Origin of the sequence: Bacillus sp. RC251, assembly GCF_044908765.1 — a bacterium.
GTDB classification, from domain to species: domain Bacteria; phylum Bacillota; class Bacilli; order Bacillales; family Bacillaceae_G; genus Bacillus_A; species Bacillus_A wiedmannii.
In genome coordinates this window covers 21,932-38,747 of record NZ_JBIYDP010000015.1, presented here as the reverse complement: position 1 = coordinate 38,747, position 16,816 = coordinate 21,932, and the positions used below count along the sequence as shown (strand labels likewise).

14 protein-coding genes and 3 pseudogenes are annotated in these 16,816 nt (G+C 32.9%); 3 read left to right on the top strand and 14 right to left on the bottom strand.

The window, feature by feature from the left end:
* The first annotated feature begins 692 nt into the window (after positions 1–692).
* The gene (locus tag ABH961_RS26740; RefSeq protein ID WP_088123259.1) at positions 693–1,550 is read left to right on the top strand and encodes a hypothetical protein; all 858 of its coding nucleotides are present in this window, start codon (positions 693–695) and stop codon (positions 1,548–1,550) included.
* Between the two features lie 260 nt (positions 1,551–1,810).
* Here the strand turns inward: ABH961_RS26740 and ABH961_RS26735 are convergent, their stop codons facing one another.
* The 8 genes and pseudogenes from ABH961_RS26735 to ABH961_RS26700 all read right to left on the bottom strand — a co-directional run bounded on the left by ABH961_RS26735 (position 1,811) and on the right by ABH961_RS26700 (position 6,326).
* A complete protein-coding gene (locus tag ABH961_RS26735; protein WP_001043938.1) occupies positions 1,811–2,083 on the bottom strand; it encodes an HU family DNA-binding protein in 273 nt (90 codons plus the stop codon).
* Positions 2,084–2,353: 270 nt separating this feature from the next.
* Positions 2,354–3,367 carry a hypothetical protein gene (locus ABH961_RS26730; protein ID WP_064473000.1) on the bottom strand — a complete coding sequence of 338 codons (1,014 nt, stop codon included), beginning with the start codon at positions 3,365–3,367 and terminating at the stop codon, positions 2,354–2,356.
* 626 nt (positions 3,368–3,993) lie between these two features.
* Positions 3,994–4,158 (bottom strand): hypothetical protein, encoded by a 165-nt coding sequence (locus ABH961_RS26725; protein ID WP_176359490.1) that lies wholly within the window; start codon positions 4,156–4,158, stop codon positions 3,994–3,996.
* 86 nt (positions 4,159–4,244) lie between these two features.
* A complete protein-coding gene (locus ABH961_RS26720) occupies positions 4,245–4,439 on the bottom strand; it encodes a hypothetical protein (RefSeq protein WP_000087401.1) in 195 nt (64 codons plus the stop codon).
* A gap of 93 nt (positions 4,440–4,532) precedes the next feature.
* A complete protein-coding gene (locus tag ABH961_RS26715; RefSeq protein ID WP_000961794.1) occupies positions 4,533–4,874 on the bottom strand; it encodes a DUF4257 domain-containing protein in 342 nt (113 codons plus the stop codon).
* A gap of 307 nt (positions 4,875–5,181) precedes the next feature.
* Positions 5,182–5,526, bottom strand: a complete 345-nt coding sequence (locus tag ABH961_RS26710) for a hypothetical protein (protein ID WP_064472999.1) — start codon at positions 5,524–5,526, stop codon at positions 5,182–5,184.
* A 72-nt stretch (positions 5,527–5,598) separates the two neighbouring features.
* Positions 5,599–5,784, bottom strand: coding sequence for a hypothetical protein (locus ABH961_RS26705; RefSeq protein WP_064472998.1), 186 nt, complete (start codon positions 5,782–5,784; stop codon positions 5,599–5,601).
* Positions 5,785–5,805: 21 nt separating this feature from the next.
* Positions 5,806–6,326 (bottom strand): annotated as a pseudogene (locus ABH961_RS26700) (peptide ABC transporter ATP-binding protein).
* A gap of 257 nt (positions 6,327–6,583) precedes the next feature.
* Here ABH961_RS26700 and lepB (ABH961_RS26695) point away from each other — a divergent pair.
* Positions 6,584–6,889 (top strand): annotated as a pseudogene (gene lepB / locus ABH961_RS26695) (signal peptidase I); the annotation flags it as partial.
* 70 nt (positions 6,890–6,959) lie between these two features.
* Here the strand turns inward: lepB (ABH961_RS26695) and tnpB are convergent.
* On the bottom strand, positions 6,960–8,081 hold the full coding sequence (tnpB, locus tag ABH961_RS26690; RefSeq protein WP_098643229.1) for an IS200/IS605 family element RNA-guided endonuclease TnpB: 1,122 nt from the start codon (positions 8,079–8,081) through the stop codon (positions 6,960–6,962).
* Positions 8,082–8,268: 187 nt separating this feature from the next.
* Between tnpB and lepB (ABH961_RS26685) the strand changes: the two are divergent.
* Positions 8,269–8,520: pseudogene (gene lepB, locus ABH961_RS26685) on the top strand (signal peptidase I); the annotation flags it as partial.
* Positions 8,521–8,645: 125 nt separating this feature from the next.
* On the opposite strand, the gene ABH961_RS26680 reads toward lepB (ABH961_RS26685), so the two are convergent.
* The 5 genes from ABH961_RS26680 to ABH961_RS26660 form a co-directional block, all read right to left on the bottom strand.
* Positions 8,646–10,814 (bottom strand): adhesin, encoded by a 2,169-nt coding sequence (locus ABH961_RS26680; protein WP_404520385.1) that lies wholly within the window; start codon positions 10,812–10,814, stop codon positions 8,646–8,648.
* A gap of 20 nt (positions 10,815–10,834) precedes the next feature.
* Entirely contained in the window at positions 10,835–12,580 is a 1,746-nt protein-coding gene (locus ABH961_RS26675; RefSeq protein ID WP_098137230.1) for a hypothetical protein, read from the bottom strand.
* A 700-nt stretch (positions 12,581–13,280) separates the two neighbouring features.
* Complete coding sequence (locus ABH961_RS26670) at positions 13,281–14,252, bottom strand: sigma-70 family RNA polymerase sigma factor (RefSeq protein WP_098069359.1); 972 nt, start codon at positions 14,250–14,252, stop codon at positions 13,281–13,283.
* 22 nt (positions 14,253–14,274) lie between these two features.
* Positions 14,275–14,505 (bottom strand): hypothetical protein, encoded by a 231-nt coding sequence (locus ABH961_RS26665; protein WP_000533695.1) that lies wholly within the window; start codon positions 14,503–14,505, stop codon positions 14,275–14,277.
* Between the two features lie 427 nt (positions 14,506–14,932).
* The gene (locus ABH961_RS26660) at positions 14,933–16,246 is read right to left on the bottom strand and encodes a DUF3854 domain-containing protein (protein ID WP_088080898.1); all 1,314 of its coding nucleotides are present in this window, start codon (positions 16,244–16,246) and stop codon (positions 14,933–14,935) included.
* Positions 16,247–16,816 lie beyond the last annotated feature (570 nt).

The following is a 16,816-nucleotide window of genomic DNA, read 5'->3' as shown; positions in this document are numbered from 1 at the left end:
ATTTTTTCTTTTTAATCCGATAAAATCCTTTAGATTGGCTCCCAGTGCAATCAAATTCATAACGATATAGATACTTAAGGAAGTAACCTGATTTGGAATCAACTTAGCAAGGTTTTCCCAAAGTAATGTAATGCAATACTTGCTAGCCATGTTAAATCGATGATATAAGACTAACCTGTTTTTTTGGCTTATAACCTGTCTACTTCTTTTTTCTTAATTGTACCATTTGGGAGAATCGATTTGTTAGGATTTTTGAATGTATAGGATATACATGCTTGGTTAACATAACGTCTTATTATCGGTAGCACCGAAAAGGGGAACCATATTCTCACAGAGGAACCTTCTTTTTTGTGCTATAGATCTAATTTGTACATTCCTATCCTAGCTCGGTTTTAGAGTTCTCGTTTGTTACTGAATTAGTCGAAAATCCGCATAAAAATTTGCATACTCTTAACCTGGAAATTTTCTTAAATTTTCACGATATCCCTCACATGAAATCTCCTTTTCTACAGAAATAATAGGGTTGTTGTAAAAATACCGGTCATGTTATTCAATAATTGGGCCAGATTATAGAGTGATTTTATTAATTGTTTCGTTAAGATTATGAAGAAGTGTATTTAAGTCAACGTAGCAATTTAGGTTAATGGAAAATGTTATAATATTAATAAAATTTTAGAAATGTAGGGTAAAAAATGAAGAGTATAAAAAAATTCATTCAAGTTATCTTAGTAAGTACACCACTCCTAATTCTTAGTGGATGTTTCTCTAGTTTCTCTAAAGATGATCTGAATCAACCAATACAAGAATATTTAAAATCAAACTATGGAATACAAGATGAGTTTTCTGTTATTCGGACAGATAATACTTTTAATGGGATTGGCCATCAAACTTATGTAGAAATGAAAAAGCCATATCGAACGTATCCATTCTTAATGATTGAAAAATATACCTTTAAAATTTTAGAAGATGAAAGTGACGATATCTATCTTGAACAATTCAAGGGTGCATATATTGAGCAACATCCAGAAGTAGTTCAAGTAATTGAACAAATCATAAAAAAATATGGATTAGTGAAATATCCTAATAAATTTATTTCGGTAGAGAATGGTCCTGTTTATGTATTTCCTTACGACAACCTTGAGTTTAATATAATTTATTCTCAAGAACTACTTGATGATTTTAAAAAGACCCAAAAGATAGATACTACTAAACTTTTACCTACATTAATACCAAGTGACCCCCGACGTGAAAATTATAATGTCAGGTATTTAGGTGTAGTAAATTTTCTATTTAAATTTGACATGTCTAAAACTATTCCAAAGGCCCAAGATCTAATTGAGGACTTTCAAAAAAGTGGAGTATTAACAAAAGGGATATACAACATAGATATGTTAGTAGATGATTCAAATGGGGGATCGGAATATAATAATGTAGCTTTGTTTGAAGTTGATGAAAATGGTAAATACACTATAATTGCTTCTCCTAAATACGGTGAGTTAGAGAACACTTACTTTTATGGTGATTACGCAGCGAAAAAAAATAAAGAATAGAATTTTAAGTTGAATTATCACAAAGAATTATTCACTTAATTCAGTAGCATGTAGTCTATTAAAAAGTACAATCTTTTCTTAAAACACTATAGAAACAACTATATTTTAACCCCGTCCTTAAATTAGAACGGGGTTATGCTTATGTTTGGTTTTAAAAATTCAGTAGATTTATTGTCCTTTTACACTTTAAATTAGAAATTGGTGTATTACAAATAAAAAGGATCCGATATGAGTATCAGATCCTTTTTCTCTTAGGATACTTATTTCACTGCCTCTTTCAATTCTTTTCCAGCTTTAAATGCAGGTGCCTTTGAGGCAGCAATTTGCATTTCTTCACCTGTCTGCGGGTTACGACCTGTTCGTGCAGATCTTTCACGTACTTCAAATGTACCGAATCCAAGAATCTGTACTTTCTCTTCATTTGCAAGAGCTGTTGTTATAGCGTCTAATACAGCTTGTGTTGCTGTAGCAGCATCCTTTTGTGTAAGTTCTGCTTTATCCGCAACTACTTTTGTTAATTCTGTTTTATTCATTTTCTGCACCTCATTATATGTAATTAGAGATTATTATAACGTTGCTATGCTCCTAGTGCAATTAATAATAACATAAAGAGATAGCACTACATCACCAGCAAGCTATGAAAAGTAAATGCTTCAAAACGAAAATATAAGCCCTTTTCTATCTAAAATACATGAGATTTTTAGCCTGGGTTGTTATAAAATTATTACGTAGTTGGGCATGGGTTGGGACTTCGAAATATTGTGCATTCACTTCAAATAACAAACATAATTAGGACTTTACATTTAATTCGTAGGAAACCCCTCTTTTACAAGATCTTCAATGTTATTCGCTTCTTTAATTTCTTTTGATGATAACCAACCTGTATATAATGTTCCAGTCTTATTGGTTAAATCAATGGCATAATTTTTATTATACAGTTCTTCTTTAAGTATTTTGGTTACTTTGATTAAATCCTCAATTAATGGAGGATTGTTTTCAAATATACCGTCGCTATTAAATTTTAAAATCACTATATATTCTCGAAGTCCCTCATGATCCGAACTTATATAAGTAATACCTTTAATTTGAAATCGATCATTTTGCAATTCATATAATCTATCTACTGCTTTGGTGTGCGTTCTAATCCAACCTTCCCAATATTTGTTTATGGTATCTGACATTGTAGTTTTCATTGTTAATAACAGTTCTTCTTTTGTTATTATATTTTGTACATTTTTAAAAGGTCCACCTAAAGATTTACCATTTTGATCCTTAATCTCTAGTTCTGTTATCTTTTTATTATTCTTCTGAATGAGTTGAAATAGTGCATATAAACGATCTAATTCTACGGTATCCAATTGACTAAAGTCAATCTCTTTGCTCATTTTCAAAGTTAATAGCAATTCATCTGTCGGGCTTCCTTCTTCTGGATTTTCATTATCTAACAAATATTGAAGAGCATTTTCCTCTTCAATTTCCACGTACCCTAATTTTTTAATTTCTTCTAGTGTTGGTTGAAATTTCTTATATTCCTCATATGTTTTTTCCCCATATTTGTATTCATCACCTACTATAGATGAATAGAGGAAACCTTGTACCTTTACTCGAAACTTTAGATATTTGTTATCTTTTTCTTGCACGGTATGGTAAGTGTTACCAAAATTATTCTCGTTTATTGAGCCCCAGTTTGTTATATCAACATCGATTCCGTGCTTTTCTTTTATATATTCTTGTACCTCAGCTTCATTTTTTGAATTACAACCACTTAAAAATATGAAACATACTACTAGCAATATTACATTTTTCATGCTTTTCATATAAGCACCCCCTACGTAAGATTAATTCCTAAATATGCAGCACACTGCAAATCCTTTTTTTCCTTAATCGTATACTTTAACTTTTATATAGTGTAAATCTTAAATCATTTAAGTTATTGACGTTGCAATTTATACTACTTGAAGCATTACTGTCTTAAAATATATAACTTATTTATTTTAAGGTCTTTCTCAGTTCTAAAAGCATTTGGTTCATTGGGCAAATATCTAAATTGTACATTTATACCATGAGACCTATTTTACTATAAAATCTGGTTGTATTATAAAAATATTCCTTTTTTGTCTCCTAATATAGATGTTCCTTCTACTTCAATGAGGGAGGATTTATGGAAAAACATTATACAATCTCAAATTATGCACTATATATAGGAAGAAAAAACATGACTTTAACCATAACATATTAAAAATTACTGATGATAATGTTATACTAATATCAACCTAGAAGAGTCCAACAAACTTTGATTAATAACTACATTTTCTTTCATAGCATGTCAACGTAAAAAAGACACTATCCATTGTGTCTTTTTTTTACGCTTTGAGATGAATACATTGACTCAATACTTATATTTAAATAGGGCATTAAACAATTTTTTAACCTTATACATTTACTATTTAATTATTCTTTTTACATCCTCTACACTTACTGAAGTTGCTTCCGCTATGATTTTAATTGAAACACCTAAATTGAAAAAGTTTTGTATTAAATGAATTCTTTCTTGTTCTCTTGCTTTTTGATCAACCTCTAATAATTGTTGTAATAAATCTGTACTCATAGTAAACACTCCTCATAATTTTTTTAATAATAAAGAAAAGCTGATGGATAAATCCCCCACCAGCTTTTCTATTTCTTGCTATTCAATTAGAAGCTAACCGTCGCTGCTTCCTCTCCTGAACTAATCATTCGTTGTTCAATCTTTCCTAGCAGTTCCTTTATCTTACTTGAATAAAGTTTAACTGCTTTCGTAGATTGAGCATTTTTAAGCTCTTCTGTCCATTCTGCTAAATCTTCCTTTTCTTGATCATCTAGATAATCAAAAACTTCCTTTCGAGACATCGGGCTCACCTCAACTCAACTCTCTTTATTTGGCCGTTACATAACCAAATCTCCTCATCTCTCTATTTCTATTTATACCAGATTACTCCTCTATTATTCCTTATTCTTTTTTTCGAGTTCGTTCAATTTCTTTGAAATCGACTGAATCTCGTCGGTTTTTACTTGTTCCGTTGCCAAGCGATTGTGCAGCAGGAAAGCTTGCCCTGAAATCCCAGCAAGAATACTCACCTTAAGAATATCCATCATTGTTTCAGGGTTAAACATTGCAACACCAACGAGTGAAGCAATACTGCCTACAAACATCTCTCCCAAGAAACCCGGGTGAAATGCAAGCTTGCTTTTACGAGGCAACAAAAACTTTTTGTTTGTGATGTAATGACTAGCCAATCCTGAGACCATACCAGCCACAACTGACACAATTACTGTAACCAACATAATATGCACCCCTTTTCGTAAAACTTTTGACATTGCAGCAGCAGTTTCTATTTAATAATTAGTTGCTATAACATAGCATCACCCCTTTCAGGCAAAAAACAAATAACCTTCCAGGAAAATGAATTGTTTACACAATGAAATAAAGTAACATAAAGTTCCTTTTTGTGTAATTTCATTAACCCGAAAGGTTATAAGTAATTAGTGATATAAAAAAGAAAAAGAAAAAAATGCAACTAAATTATATCACATTGAAGTTTGTTTTATCTTTAAATTCAGAAAATTTATTCTGTTATTTAACTTTCTCAAGTTAACAAATCAAATTCTTCGATACTTTTACACTTTCTAATAATTCGAAAGCCTGATTATTATTTATTTTTTTTAATTTGCCATCAATTATGCTGTAGATTACACTACAATTTTGATGAGTATAGAATTCCAATATCTCAAATGCTACTTTTTTATCCTCTTCATTTTCATAGTTGTATAAGTTTATTATTCGAGTTCCTGTCTCACGTACTAACCACAATACCTTACGCTTAAATAAGAAATAATAATATGGGACCATTAAATCCGCCACATCTGATTCTCGATTATTCATTTCTAACAAAGAATTCTTTGTTATTAAAGACGGCCATTTTTTTATTATTTTCATACTCGATATATTCACCTTTCTTAGAAAATAAAAAAGACAAGGAATTAATCCTCACCTTTTTCATAACTACAGTTAATTTTTCTCTTCATATTCGATTACCATAACCAAAAGCGGTTGGCCTTGTTCACGTTCTATGAATCCGCTTGGTGTTATTTTTCCAACTATTTTTCCATGATTAGCACAATACTTCAAAAAACCATTCACTTCTTCATCAATTCTTAATGCATCAGCAATAACAGTTCTGATTTGTAATAACATAGTAAATCCCCCGATATTTTCTTATTTTAAATATGTAATCTCAGAAACTCGAAATCCATTTATTTCTGGTACATATTTAAATTCCAGAATTAAGTCGTTTTGTTTTACCAAAAATAATCCTTTTTTTACTTTTGTAACAGTTCTTGGTTTTTCATAATTAAATAGACTTGGTTTACTTTTATAAGTAACTTTGTAATTCTTATTTGTACTAAAATAGTCTGATGTAAATTCATCAGCTAATTCTGCAGTAGTTACATGATTTCCTAAAAACATTTCTAGTTCTTTTTTATTTTGATAAATGGTTAAGTGGCCATTCTTATCAATATCATCAAATATTAATTTGAATTGCCCTCCTAAGTCATTAATCACATTTTGCAATAATTCATTTTCAAACAAATAATCGTATTGAATTTTTTCTTTCAAATTTTCTACTTTGATTGGTGTTAAAGCTTCTGTTTGAGGTTCATCCTTTATAAGGTGTTATAAAAAACAAACATCATAGCTAAAACGCCTAACACTAAAAATAATCTCTTAATCTTCATCCTTTCACAATGTGATGTTCTCCAAAAAACGCAAAAAAGCCCTTTTCGGAGTTATGTTTAAAAAGAAAGTAAAAGTAAAAAACTTAAACTATCTTTGAAAATCGAAACCCCGAAAGGGCTATAGTAGTTATAGATATAAAAAATTGAAATTAAAAAAGGTATACTTAATTTTAACAAATTACACCTACAAAAACAACAATATTCAGAATATTTAATCCGTTAAATCTATGTTATGATGCATATTATAAACCTTCAGAATGGAGTTTGATCTTAAATTGAAAAAACGTCTAATTTCTGTTTTTCCAATATTAATATTTATAATTGGCGTTACTTTACTTTTACTAAGACAGTTCGTTTTTTTTTCCATATAAGGTTTCTGAAGTTTCTATGGAAAACTCCTTATTTAATAATGACAAGGTTTTAATTAATCACCTCACCCATTCAATAGAAGATCTTCAAAGATTTGATATAGTTGTTGTTAATTCCCCCTAGAAAACACTTCTAATAATAAAACAATTATAAAAAGAGTAATTGGTTTACCTGGAGATACAATAGAATTTGAACTACCCCCACTTTCACTTCGTTTAGAAGTGGGGGATTCCTAAGTAAAGAGTTCTATTGAACTCTAATTTATTAGGCTAACCCCGCAGTCCTTGCGGTTAGAAGCCTTATCGCTTCATTCTTTAGATTAATACTTGCGTTAATATCCCTATCATGATGTGTATGACAAGAAGGGCAATCCCATTTACGTAGGTTTAGATTTTTAACGTCTTTATTTTGATACCCACAATAAGAACATAATTGGCTTGAAGCAAATGTTTTCGATACGACAATGACTTGTTTGCCATACCATTTTGCTTTATATTCCAACATGGTTCGAAATTGTGACCATGATACCTCACTAATCGCTTTTGCTAACTTATGATTCTTTAACATATTCGATACTTGCAAATCCTCTATACCAATAACATCGTGGTTTTTGATGATTTCAGTCGAGATTTTTTCCAAGTAATCTTTTCTAGCATTCGTCATGTATTCATGAATTCTAGCTACTTTTAACCGTTGTTTATTCCAGCGAGAAGATCCTTTCATTCTTCTAGAAAGAACACGCTGTGCTTTTGCCAACTTCTCTTCTAATGATCGAAAAAACTTCGGGTTTTTATAGATTTTTCCATTTGATAAAATGGCGAAATCTTTTAGTCCCACATCCATTCCAATGTAAGAATTTGTTTTCGGAAGTTCTTGCACTTCTGTTTCAACTAACAATGACACAAAGTATCTACCAGAAGGGTTCTGTCTAACCGTAGCATTTAAAATACGTCCCTTTACTTCACGACTTTGGGCAAATCGAACAAGACCTAGTTTTGGCAATTTCATTTTGTTTTCTACAATGGCAATGTTTTCATTTGTTTGTTTTGTGGTGTAAGATTGTACGTTGTTCTTCTTAGATTTGAAACGCGGGGCACTGTTTTGTTTTTTGAAAAAGCGTGTATAAGCATCCGCAAGGTTGCGAACAGACGACTGAATCGCAATACTATCCACTTCTTTTAGCCAAACAAACTCTTTCTTCAAGGTAGGAAGTTTCGCAGAGCATGTACCATATGTCATACCTTTTCCTGTTTCTTTATATGCATGATCCCATAGAGATAGGAAGTGATTGAATACAAAACGAGAACAACCAATCGTTTTATTGATTAGTGCCGCTTGTGATTTATTTGGATAGATACGGAATTTATATGCTTTATTGATCATCATTCATTTCACCCCCATTTCGATATGACTCTATTATACAACAAACATACATTCGGTGGGTAGTGGAGTAACAGTTTATGTATGTTGAACAATTAAGATGGCTTTCTGCCATCCCTTGTCCAAAGCCAATTCATCTCCCACCTACTCACTTCGCGTTCCTTGAGGAAGGAGTCTTCTTGGCTAAAATGATAAATCAAAACAGCTTTATATAAATGGACTTGTGGTAAAAGATCTATACTCAAAAGGTAAGACAGCTGATTTTTCATTAAAAAGTAATTACGGTTTCGATAGGGTTCCGAATGATACAATTTTTGTATTAGGAGATAATCGTGAGGAAAGTTTAGACAGCAGATTTAAAGAAATAGGATTTATACCTTTGAATAATATAGAAGGCAAGGCGGTTCTACGCTATAAGCCATTCAATAGACTTGGGAAGTTTTAAGAAAATAGTATAAATCCATTACAAGATAAAATAATAGAATTTTCCGTATATTAATTAATAAAAAAAGAATCCCTACTAGTAGTTGAGATCCTTTACTTTTACCATATTATCATTTTGGTAAAAACCTATTTAGCTACATCATTAGAATTTGCTGCAAGTAATCCATTACCTTGTTCTTTAAATGTTGTTTCAGCTGTTTTTTGCTCTGGCTTTTCTTTCTCAAGAACTACCACATTTACTGTTGCAGTTGAGCTGTTTCCTGCCTTATCGGTTGCCGTTACTTGAACTGATATTGCGCCTGGCTTACTTGTATCATATGCTCCTACTGTTACTAATGGATTTGAATCTTTATTATCTTTTACATTCACTAAACTTCCTGGACTTAATTTATCTCCCACATGTACGGTTACACCTTGTTTCGCTGTTATTACTGGTGCTTCCGTATCCTTCTCTTCTTCCTTTTCTACTACTTTTACTGTTACCGTTGCAGTTGAGCTGTTACCCGCATTATCAGCTGCCGTTACTTGAACTGATATTGTACCTGGCTTACTTGTATCATATGCTCCCACTGTTACTACTGGATTTGGGTCTATATTATCTTTTACTTCTACTAAATCTCCTACATTTAGACTATCCCCTACATGTACTGTCACACCTTGCTTCGCTGTAATTACTGGTGCTTCTGTATCTTTTTCCTCTTCTTTTTCTACTACTTTAACGGTTACTGTTGTACTTGAGCTATTTCCTGATGCATCTGTTGCCGTTACTGTTACTTGAATTTCCCCTATCTTACTTGTATCGTACGCTCCCACTGTTATTACTGGGTTTGGATCTTTATTATCTTTTACTTCTACTAAATCTCCTGCATTTAAGCTATCTCCTACATGTACAGTTACACCTTGTTTCGCTGTAATTACTGGTGCTTCTGTATCCTTTTCTTCCTCTTTTTCTACTACGCTGACGGTTACTGTTGTACTTGAGCTATTTCCTGATGCATCTGTTGCCGTTACTGTTACTTGAATTTCCCCTGCTTTACTTGTATCGTACGCTCCCACTGTTACTACTGGGTTTGCATCTTTATTATCTTTTACTTCTACTAAATCTCCTGCATTTAAGCTATCTCCTACATGTACGGTTACACCTTGTTTCGCTGTTATTACTGGTGCTTCTGTATCTTTCTCTTCTTCTTTTTCTACTACGCTGACGGTTACTGTTGTACTTGAGCTATTTCCTGATGCATCTGTTGCCGTTACTGTTACTTGAATTTCCCCTGCTTTACTTGTATCGTACGCTCCCACTGTTACTACTGGGTTTGCATCTTTATTATCTTTTACTTCTACTAAATCTCCCGCATTTAGACTATCTCCTACATAAACAGTTACACCTTGTTTCGCTGTAATTACTGGTGCCACTGTATCCTTTTCTGGTTTTGTTGTACCACCATCGTTACCATCTCCGCCCGTTGGTGGTTTTGTACCGCCCCCACCATCGTTACCATCTCCGCCTGTTGGTGGTTTTGTACCGCCCCCACCATCGTTACCATCTCCGCCTGTTGGTGGTTTTGTACCGCCTCCACCATCGTTACCATCTCCACCTGTTGGTGGTTTTGTAACGCCTCCACCATCATTACCATCTCCGCCTGTTGGTGGTTTTGTACCGCCTCCATGATTACCTTCACCACCTGTTGGCGGTTTCACTTCCTCGCCACTAGTGTTACCAGAAGTAGGTGGCTTTTTATCATTATTAATTGGAGGTATTGAGTTATCTGCAATAGCTACACCATCATTAATATTTAGATCGCCACCAAATACAAAGTTCTTACTATCCTTATTATCCGAGACAGAAGGATTGTTTGTTGCTGATGCTATTGAAGTATTTAAATCTGAAAAACGATTATTTGATTTATCACCGTCAATAACTGACGCTAAGTTTCGATCTGAGTTTATAGCTGCAGTTGCAATTGAATCTGTTAAGTCATCAAATTTCTTTTTGGCTTTGTTATTTTCAATGATACCGGCTAAATTTTGGTCAGAGCTACGTTTTGCATTATCAATGATTTCATCAAAATCATTAGTATTTAGATTTTCAGTCGGTTCATTCTTACTTTCTTCTTTTTTCTCATCTTTTTTCTTTTCTTTTTCACTATCCTTTTTCTTTTTAGATACTGATGCTGTTTTAGTGCTCTTCTTTTCAGAAGAAAACAGTGAGCAGCCTGTAACTACCCCAACACTTAAGGTAGTTACAGTAGTCGTAAGTAACACTTTCTTTAAAATTTTCGAATAATCTAAAGGCACAATCAATTCCTCCCTATTACCTAACCTGCACTTATAGTTGCTACAGAAGTAGCAGAACTATTAGGTGTAGAATTATTAATTTTTTCGAGTAAATCTTTATTTCCAACCTTTTGAGCAAACTTTTTAGCTTCCTCGGATTTATTTAATTTCAAATAACTATTAACAATAATCCCTTCTCTTCTGCCATCTAGTGGTACTTGATCTCTTAATTTGATAACTTCTTCATGCTTGTTATCTAATGCAGCAATTTCAAAATTAATTAGTGGATTTTTTGTTTTTAATTCTTTTACTTTTTTCAAATTATCTACAGCTATATAATATGAAACTACTGATTCTGCAAAATCTTGTTCTAAGTCAATTGCCTTCTGTGCTTTACCACTTAATAGATACGTAAATAAAACCGCCTTTTTATCTTCTTTTCCTAATTTTTTATAATCGACTTTATCAAATTCCAAGGCAGCATCTTGATATTTTTGAACTGCAGATAACCTTAACCCATTTATTAGATTCGCATTAACTTCTAAGCTATTTACATTATTTGCAGATGCAGCCTGTGAATTTTTCATATTACTAAAGGCAAATCCTGCTACTACTAATAAAACAATTGATGCGACTCCTATAATAGCGTACTTATATTTTTTCATATTATTTAAGATTCCTTTTTTATCGATTGCGACTTTCTCTTCTTGTTTAAATTTAGTTTCATTTAGTTGATTTCTTTCATTATTTAAATTAATTTCATCACTTTCGGGTTCGCTTTTAGCCACAACTATTTTTTGTCTCTTTTGTGCATCTTTTATTTTCTTTTCTTCCTCTAGTCTTCTTTTTCTTACTTCCTCAAGTTTTTTCTCTTCTTCCTTCCGTTGTGCTTCTACCTGTTTCCTTGCTTCTTCCTCTGCTTTTCTACGCGCTTCCGCTTCTGCTCGTTTTCTTGCTTCTTCCTCTGCTTTTCTACGCGCTTCCGCTTCTGCTCGTTTTCTTGCTTCTTCCTCCGCTTTTCTACGCGCTTCCGCTTCTTCACGCTTCCTTGCTTCTTCCTCTTCCTTTCTACGGGCTTCCGCTTCTGCTCGTTTTCTTGCTTCTTCCTCCGCTTTTCTACGCGCTTCCGCTTCTTCACGCTTCCTTGCTTCTTCCTCTGCCTTTCTACGTACTTCTACTTCTTCACGTTTTCTTGCTTCTTCCTCCGCTTTTCTACGCGCTTCTACTTCTTCACGTTTTCTTGCTTCTTCCTCCGCTTTTCTACGCGCTTCCGCTTCTTCACGCTTCCTTGCTTCTTCCTCTGCTTTTCTACGGGCTTCTACTTCTGCCTGTTTTCTTGCTTCTTCCTCTTCCTTTCTACGGGCTTCTACTTCTTCAAGTTTCCTTGCTTCTGCCTCTACTTTTCTACGGGCTTCCGCTTCTGCCTGTTTTCTCGCTTCTTCTTCTGCTTTTCTACGGGCTTCCGCTTCTTCAAGTTCCCTTGCTTCTTCCTCCGTTTCTTCTATTTTTAAATCATTTTCAGAAGTGCCTGCCTGTTTTTGAATTGTAGTAATCCAATCAAGAGCTGGGTTACTATTTGAAGATTCATTTTTAGGTAAATTTACATTTACACTTTCTTCACGTTGGTTCTGCGGTTGTTCTAAATACTCTTTTTGTATTTGCTCACTTATTGGATCTTTATAGATATCTTCATATTGTTCTTCTTCCTCTGCTAGTAATCGTTCTCGTCGTTCTTTTTCTTGTCTAATCCTTTCCTTAATTACGTTTCTTTTTCTATTATTTTGCATATAACAACAATGGCCTCCTTTCTATCGGTACCTCATTAATGAGAGTAATTAAATTATTCATCCTTCATAATTAATCATGAGATATTTCTACAGAAAAACTAAGGAAAATTAGAGATAATATTATTTTTTTAAGCATGATAAATAAAAAAAGGATAAATAGGTAGCACCCATTTATCCTTTTTTATTTATCATCTATTGAGTTTATCGTTTTCCGGCAGAAAACTCCTTCCTTAAAATGTGAGAGTATGAAACACCAATTTTAGGCGGGAGATGAATGTCGCTTGGCATAAGCCAACATGTTTACTACCATATACTTGTACAGATTGCTCTTTGAAAACTGAAGATATGAGGTTGGTTGCAGAAAAATGTTGCAACCAACCTCATATCTTCAACGTTCTTGCGCCCCACGTTTGCCGAATTTGCGAAAACCAAGCTAAAGTAGGAAACGTGGTAAGTCAACGTACAAGATACTTATGTTTTCACTGTAGGGACTACGGGCAGAGCATGCTAAGATAACCGGTGGATACATCGGTGTTCGCAGGAATCTCCCACTTCAAACAGTCCGTAAGGACGTTAAGTGGTGAGAAGTTCGAAGTGCATGTTATACCCTTAATACATCACTTTGTATCCAGATTTTAGATAGAAAAAGATACAACCCGCTCATTATACTGTATATTCCGATAAATACGAATATATATTTTCACGCCATATTAAGTTCATCCATTACTTTCAACTTTTCATGTAGTAGATTAAAAATTTCATCTTTATAGTCACATTTCTTCAATTTTTTAATTGCTTCATCCTTTATTTGTGACACTCTTTCAGTTGTTATCATAAGTGCTTTTGCAATTTCTTTATGCAAATACACTTTACCATCTAGAAGACCAAAACATAGATTTAGTACCATCTTTTGCTTTGGGTTTAATACTTCATCAAATATTAACCATATCTCGTAATTTAAGTCCTCAATTACCATCTCATTTGTTGACGGAATTGCTGAACTATCATCATAGAATGGATTTGATATACCTATATCTTCATTTATTGTATCTATATCCAAAGTCATAGTAGTAGCTCGCTTATAATATACGTTGTGCCTAATGACTGTTTCGCTAGTTACATTTAACTCTTTTACTACTTCTTCCACTGAAGGGGTTCTGTTGTACATTTGTAGATATTTATCTTCTAACTCGACATATCTTAAATTAAATTGATTCACAGAATTAGGGATTTTAAAAGGCCCAGACTTTTTTTTACATATAATTCCTAACATGCTTTTTTGTATCCACCAAAAAGCGTACGTGGAAAAGCAATAACCTAAAGCCGGATTAAAATCTTCCATTGCCCGTAACATTCCCTCATTACCTTCTTGAACCAGATCATCAAACTCTATATCAGGGTGCTTGTTTTTGTACTTTCTTGCAATAGATAATACTAGTCCTACATTCACATGAAACAAATAATCACGTAGATCCTTTTCACCATGTTTGTACCGCTGAAATAATTTTAAACTTTCTTGTTTTGATAGTACCTTATAATTCCCAATTCCCTTAATTTCAAAAGTGTTTCCTTCTAGATTAGCCATTGGCTTAATACTTCTTGCAGTAGAACCTTGTGTTATAGTTTTATTTAATGAATCATCGCGATTCAAGCTGCTATATGATTGTTTCATACCTATTCCTCCCTTCTCATTTTTAACGAATGGTTTCTAAAAACATCTTTGTCTCCTTTTGTACGTTACTAATCAACTTACAATTCCTTGCGCATGTATTGGCCACTTCTTTATGTGCTTTCGTTTTTCTCAATTCTATATAAATATCGCATCCTTTGCAGATGCTACCAATGCCTTCCATTATTTCTAATTGTCTTCTTCTTTCATATAAAAACTGCTCTTTCGTTTTCTTCTCGCTTACCCGTCTCCCCATTTGTTTCACCTCGTATACATGAATAGTATTATTTAGTAATTAAAAACTACTATCGATATTACATAGATACGAAACTTCGTCCCTAAAACTCTTCCAAATTTATCCTGTATGTATATGATATAGGATTATAACAAAATGTAAAATAAATTATTCTAAAAATTTAAAAAAATTACCGATATATTAAAATATCCATCATTTCCTTATGATTAAACTAATTATATATACAAATTAAATCCTAATGATTATCAAGAACACGTATAAAATGATGGATGTTTTGTATTCTTCTATACAAAACATCCGTTTAGAAAGAGTAAAAAATAAATTTACCTATAAAAAAACAATCATTCTAGTTATGGTGTAAAAAAGTAATTAATCATTTCTATCGCTTATTAATATGTTTTTTAACTTATTATAATTTAAATAGCGTTTATCTCACTTTCTCTATTGCTGGAATATAATCGTTTAACAATAAATCATCTAGCCCCTTTCCAAGATTAATATCCCAACTTGCATAATTAATACTTATCCCTTCTTGATAAAGCGCTTGCGCACATTCTAATAACGACCGCTGAACATCTGAATTTGTAATCATATCCATATCTAAAGCGAACGTCGCCTGTTTAACTCCCATTTTTTTTAATGGTTCAATTAATATTCTCCATACTTTAACCCCAGGTATTGATACAACTGTGGTACCATACATTACTTTTTCCTCATTTGTTAGAAGCTCGTCTAAGTTTTCTGCAGCAATATCAGACTTTAGACTCCCTTCTGAAATCCATACATTATTCTTTTTTATTAATTCTCCACGTTCCCAATTTTTCAACTCTCGACTAGGTACTGCTACATGTATTGGCAATGGGTTCCCAACTCCTGTTCCATGGAATTTTCCACCTGAGCTGATCCAAATATATTTACTTTCTAACTTTAATTGTACTTCACCTAATTTTTCACCCTCATAATTAATTTCATACCATTCTTTAACATCGATTTTACCTTTAAATATAGACTCTATCTTCCCATTGATTTTATAGGTCACCTCTATGGTATTGGGTCGCTCAATAACTTCTGCCTTAAAGCTTGGATTATGATTTTTTACAACTGTCATATATTCAGGATTATCAATTCTACATTGAAAACCGCATATCTGATTATATATATTTCTCTGCGGTATTAATAAAGAATCTCTCCTTCCTGCAAACGTGAAATATCTTCCATCCTTTGTTTCATTTGCATAAAATCCTGGAATTCCAAAAATATAGCTTGTTTTCCCCCCTACTTTTTTTATTAGCTCTTTCGTAGTATCCCAAGGTTTAAGAGGAAAACTTTTGTAATTTCTAACATTTATAACTTCTCTTGTAATCCTGCGTTTTGATCCCCTTAACATTTTAATATGTTCATCTCGCACGTCTAGAAATTCTAGGAATAAAGTGTAAATAATATCAAGGGTGTAATCATTTTTCTTCCTATGTTCCTTAATCATCTGATCTTGAGAAAAGTCATATCCCCTTTTTTGATCTTCAGCTACTATATGTAAATAGCCTGCTTCCCCGAATTTTGTTTCTGATGAAATTCGTCCGCATATTATTTTGGTTTCAGAATCATTAACCATGCACCATCCTTGCTTACCACATATAGGGCATGTTGTTCTATAATATTCAAACCATCTCTCATTACGCCCCTTATTCATGCTTCTCACTGGTCTTAATACTCTACTTGCTGCTAACCTTTCAATTGACATCACATATCTCCTTTTTCCTTAATCAAATAAAAAAGCCCTTTGGGATACGGAGGTTAAATACCACACAAACGTGTAATTTAATCCGTAACCCGAAGGGCTTTATGTAATCACTAGAAAATAAAAAAATTTACAAGCTATAATAAGAATATACTAAAAATTATCAATTTAATCAAATAATTTCCAGATTTTATTAAACTTCACACCATAATTATACATGAGCATCTCACTCCTTAACCCCTTTTGGGCTCTTTGAAGCGAGAACTTCTTCAGAATCAGATGCTATTTTAGCAATCTATATTTACCAAGCTATAAGGATCCCCGTTATTAACGGTTGATTAATGTTTCTCTGCTGAATTTTTTTGATACAGTATATTCCCTACTAACCAATTAATTGCGCTATTAAACGCATTACTGTTTACCATAATGTTTTTTTGTAAACAACCATATAATTATCAATCTCATGTCAATATCCACAGAAAATCAATACATCTTCTCCATATTTGACATTGACATATCAAGTGAGATTAACATGTTAAATGAAGCGTGCCAACTTTATCACTAGTATTCACC

What these genes read in the sequence shown, in the direction of transcription:
- ABH961_RS26740 (WP_088123259.1), top strand. Translation starts at nt 693, where the DNA reads ATGAAGAGTATAAAAAAATTCATTCAAGTTATCTTAGTAAGTACACCA.
- ABH961_RS26720 (WP_000087401.1), bottom strand. Translation starts at nt 4,439, where the DNA reads ATGTCTCGAAAGGAAGTTTTTGATTATCTAGATGATCAAGAAAAGGAA.
- ABH961_RS26675 (WP_098137230.1), bottom strand. Translation starts at nt 12,580, where the DNA reads ATGCAAAATAATAGAAAAAGAAACGTAATTAAGGAAAGGATTAGACAA.
- ABH961_RS26670 (WP_098069359.1), bottom strand. Translation starts at nt 14,252, where the DNA reads ATGAAACAATCATATAGCAGCTTGAATCGCGATGATTCATTAAATAAA.
- ABH961_RS26710 (WP_064472999.1), bottom strand. Translation starts at nt 5,526, where the DNA reads ATGAAAATAATAAAAAAATGGCCGTCTTTAATAACAAAGAATTCTTTG.
- ABH961_RS26660 (WP_088080898.1), bottom strand. Translation starts at nt 16,246, where the DNA reads ATGTCAATTGAAAGGTTAGCAGCAAGTAGAGTATTAAGACCAGTGAGA.
- ABH961_RS26725 (WP_176359490.1), bottom strand. Translation starts at nt 4,158, where the DNA reads ATGAGTACAGATTTATTACAACAATTATTAGAGGTTGATCAAAAAGCA.
- ABH961_RS26735 (WP_001043938.1), bottom strand. Translation starts at nt 2,083, where the DNA reads ATGAATAAAACAGAATTAACAAAAGTAGTTGCGGATAAAGCAGAACTT.
- ABH961_RS26665 (WP_000533695.1), bottom strand. Translation starts at nt 14,505, where the DNA reads ATGGGGAGACGGGTAAGCGAGAAGAAAACGAAAGAGCAGTTTTTATAT.
- tnpB (WP_098643229.1), bottom strand. Translation starts at nt 8,081, where the DNA reads ATGATGATCAATAAAGCATATAAATTCCGTATCTATCCAAATAAATCA.
- ABH961_RS26715 (WP_000961794.1), bottom strand. Translation starts at nt 4,874, where the DNA reads ATGTTGGTTACAGTAATTGTGTCAGTTGTGGCTGGTATGGTCTCAGGA.
- ABH961_RS26705 (WP_064472998.1), bottom strand. Translation starts at nt 5,784, where the DNA reads ATGTTATTACAAATCAGAACTGTTATTGCTGATGCATTAAGAATTGAT.
- ABH961_RS26730 (WP_064473000.1), bottom strand. Translation starts at nt 3,367, where the DNA reads ATGAAAAGCATGAAAAATGTAATATTGCTAGTAGTATGTTTCATATTT.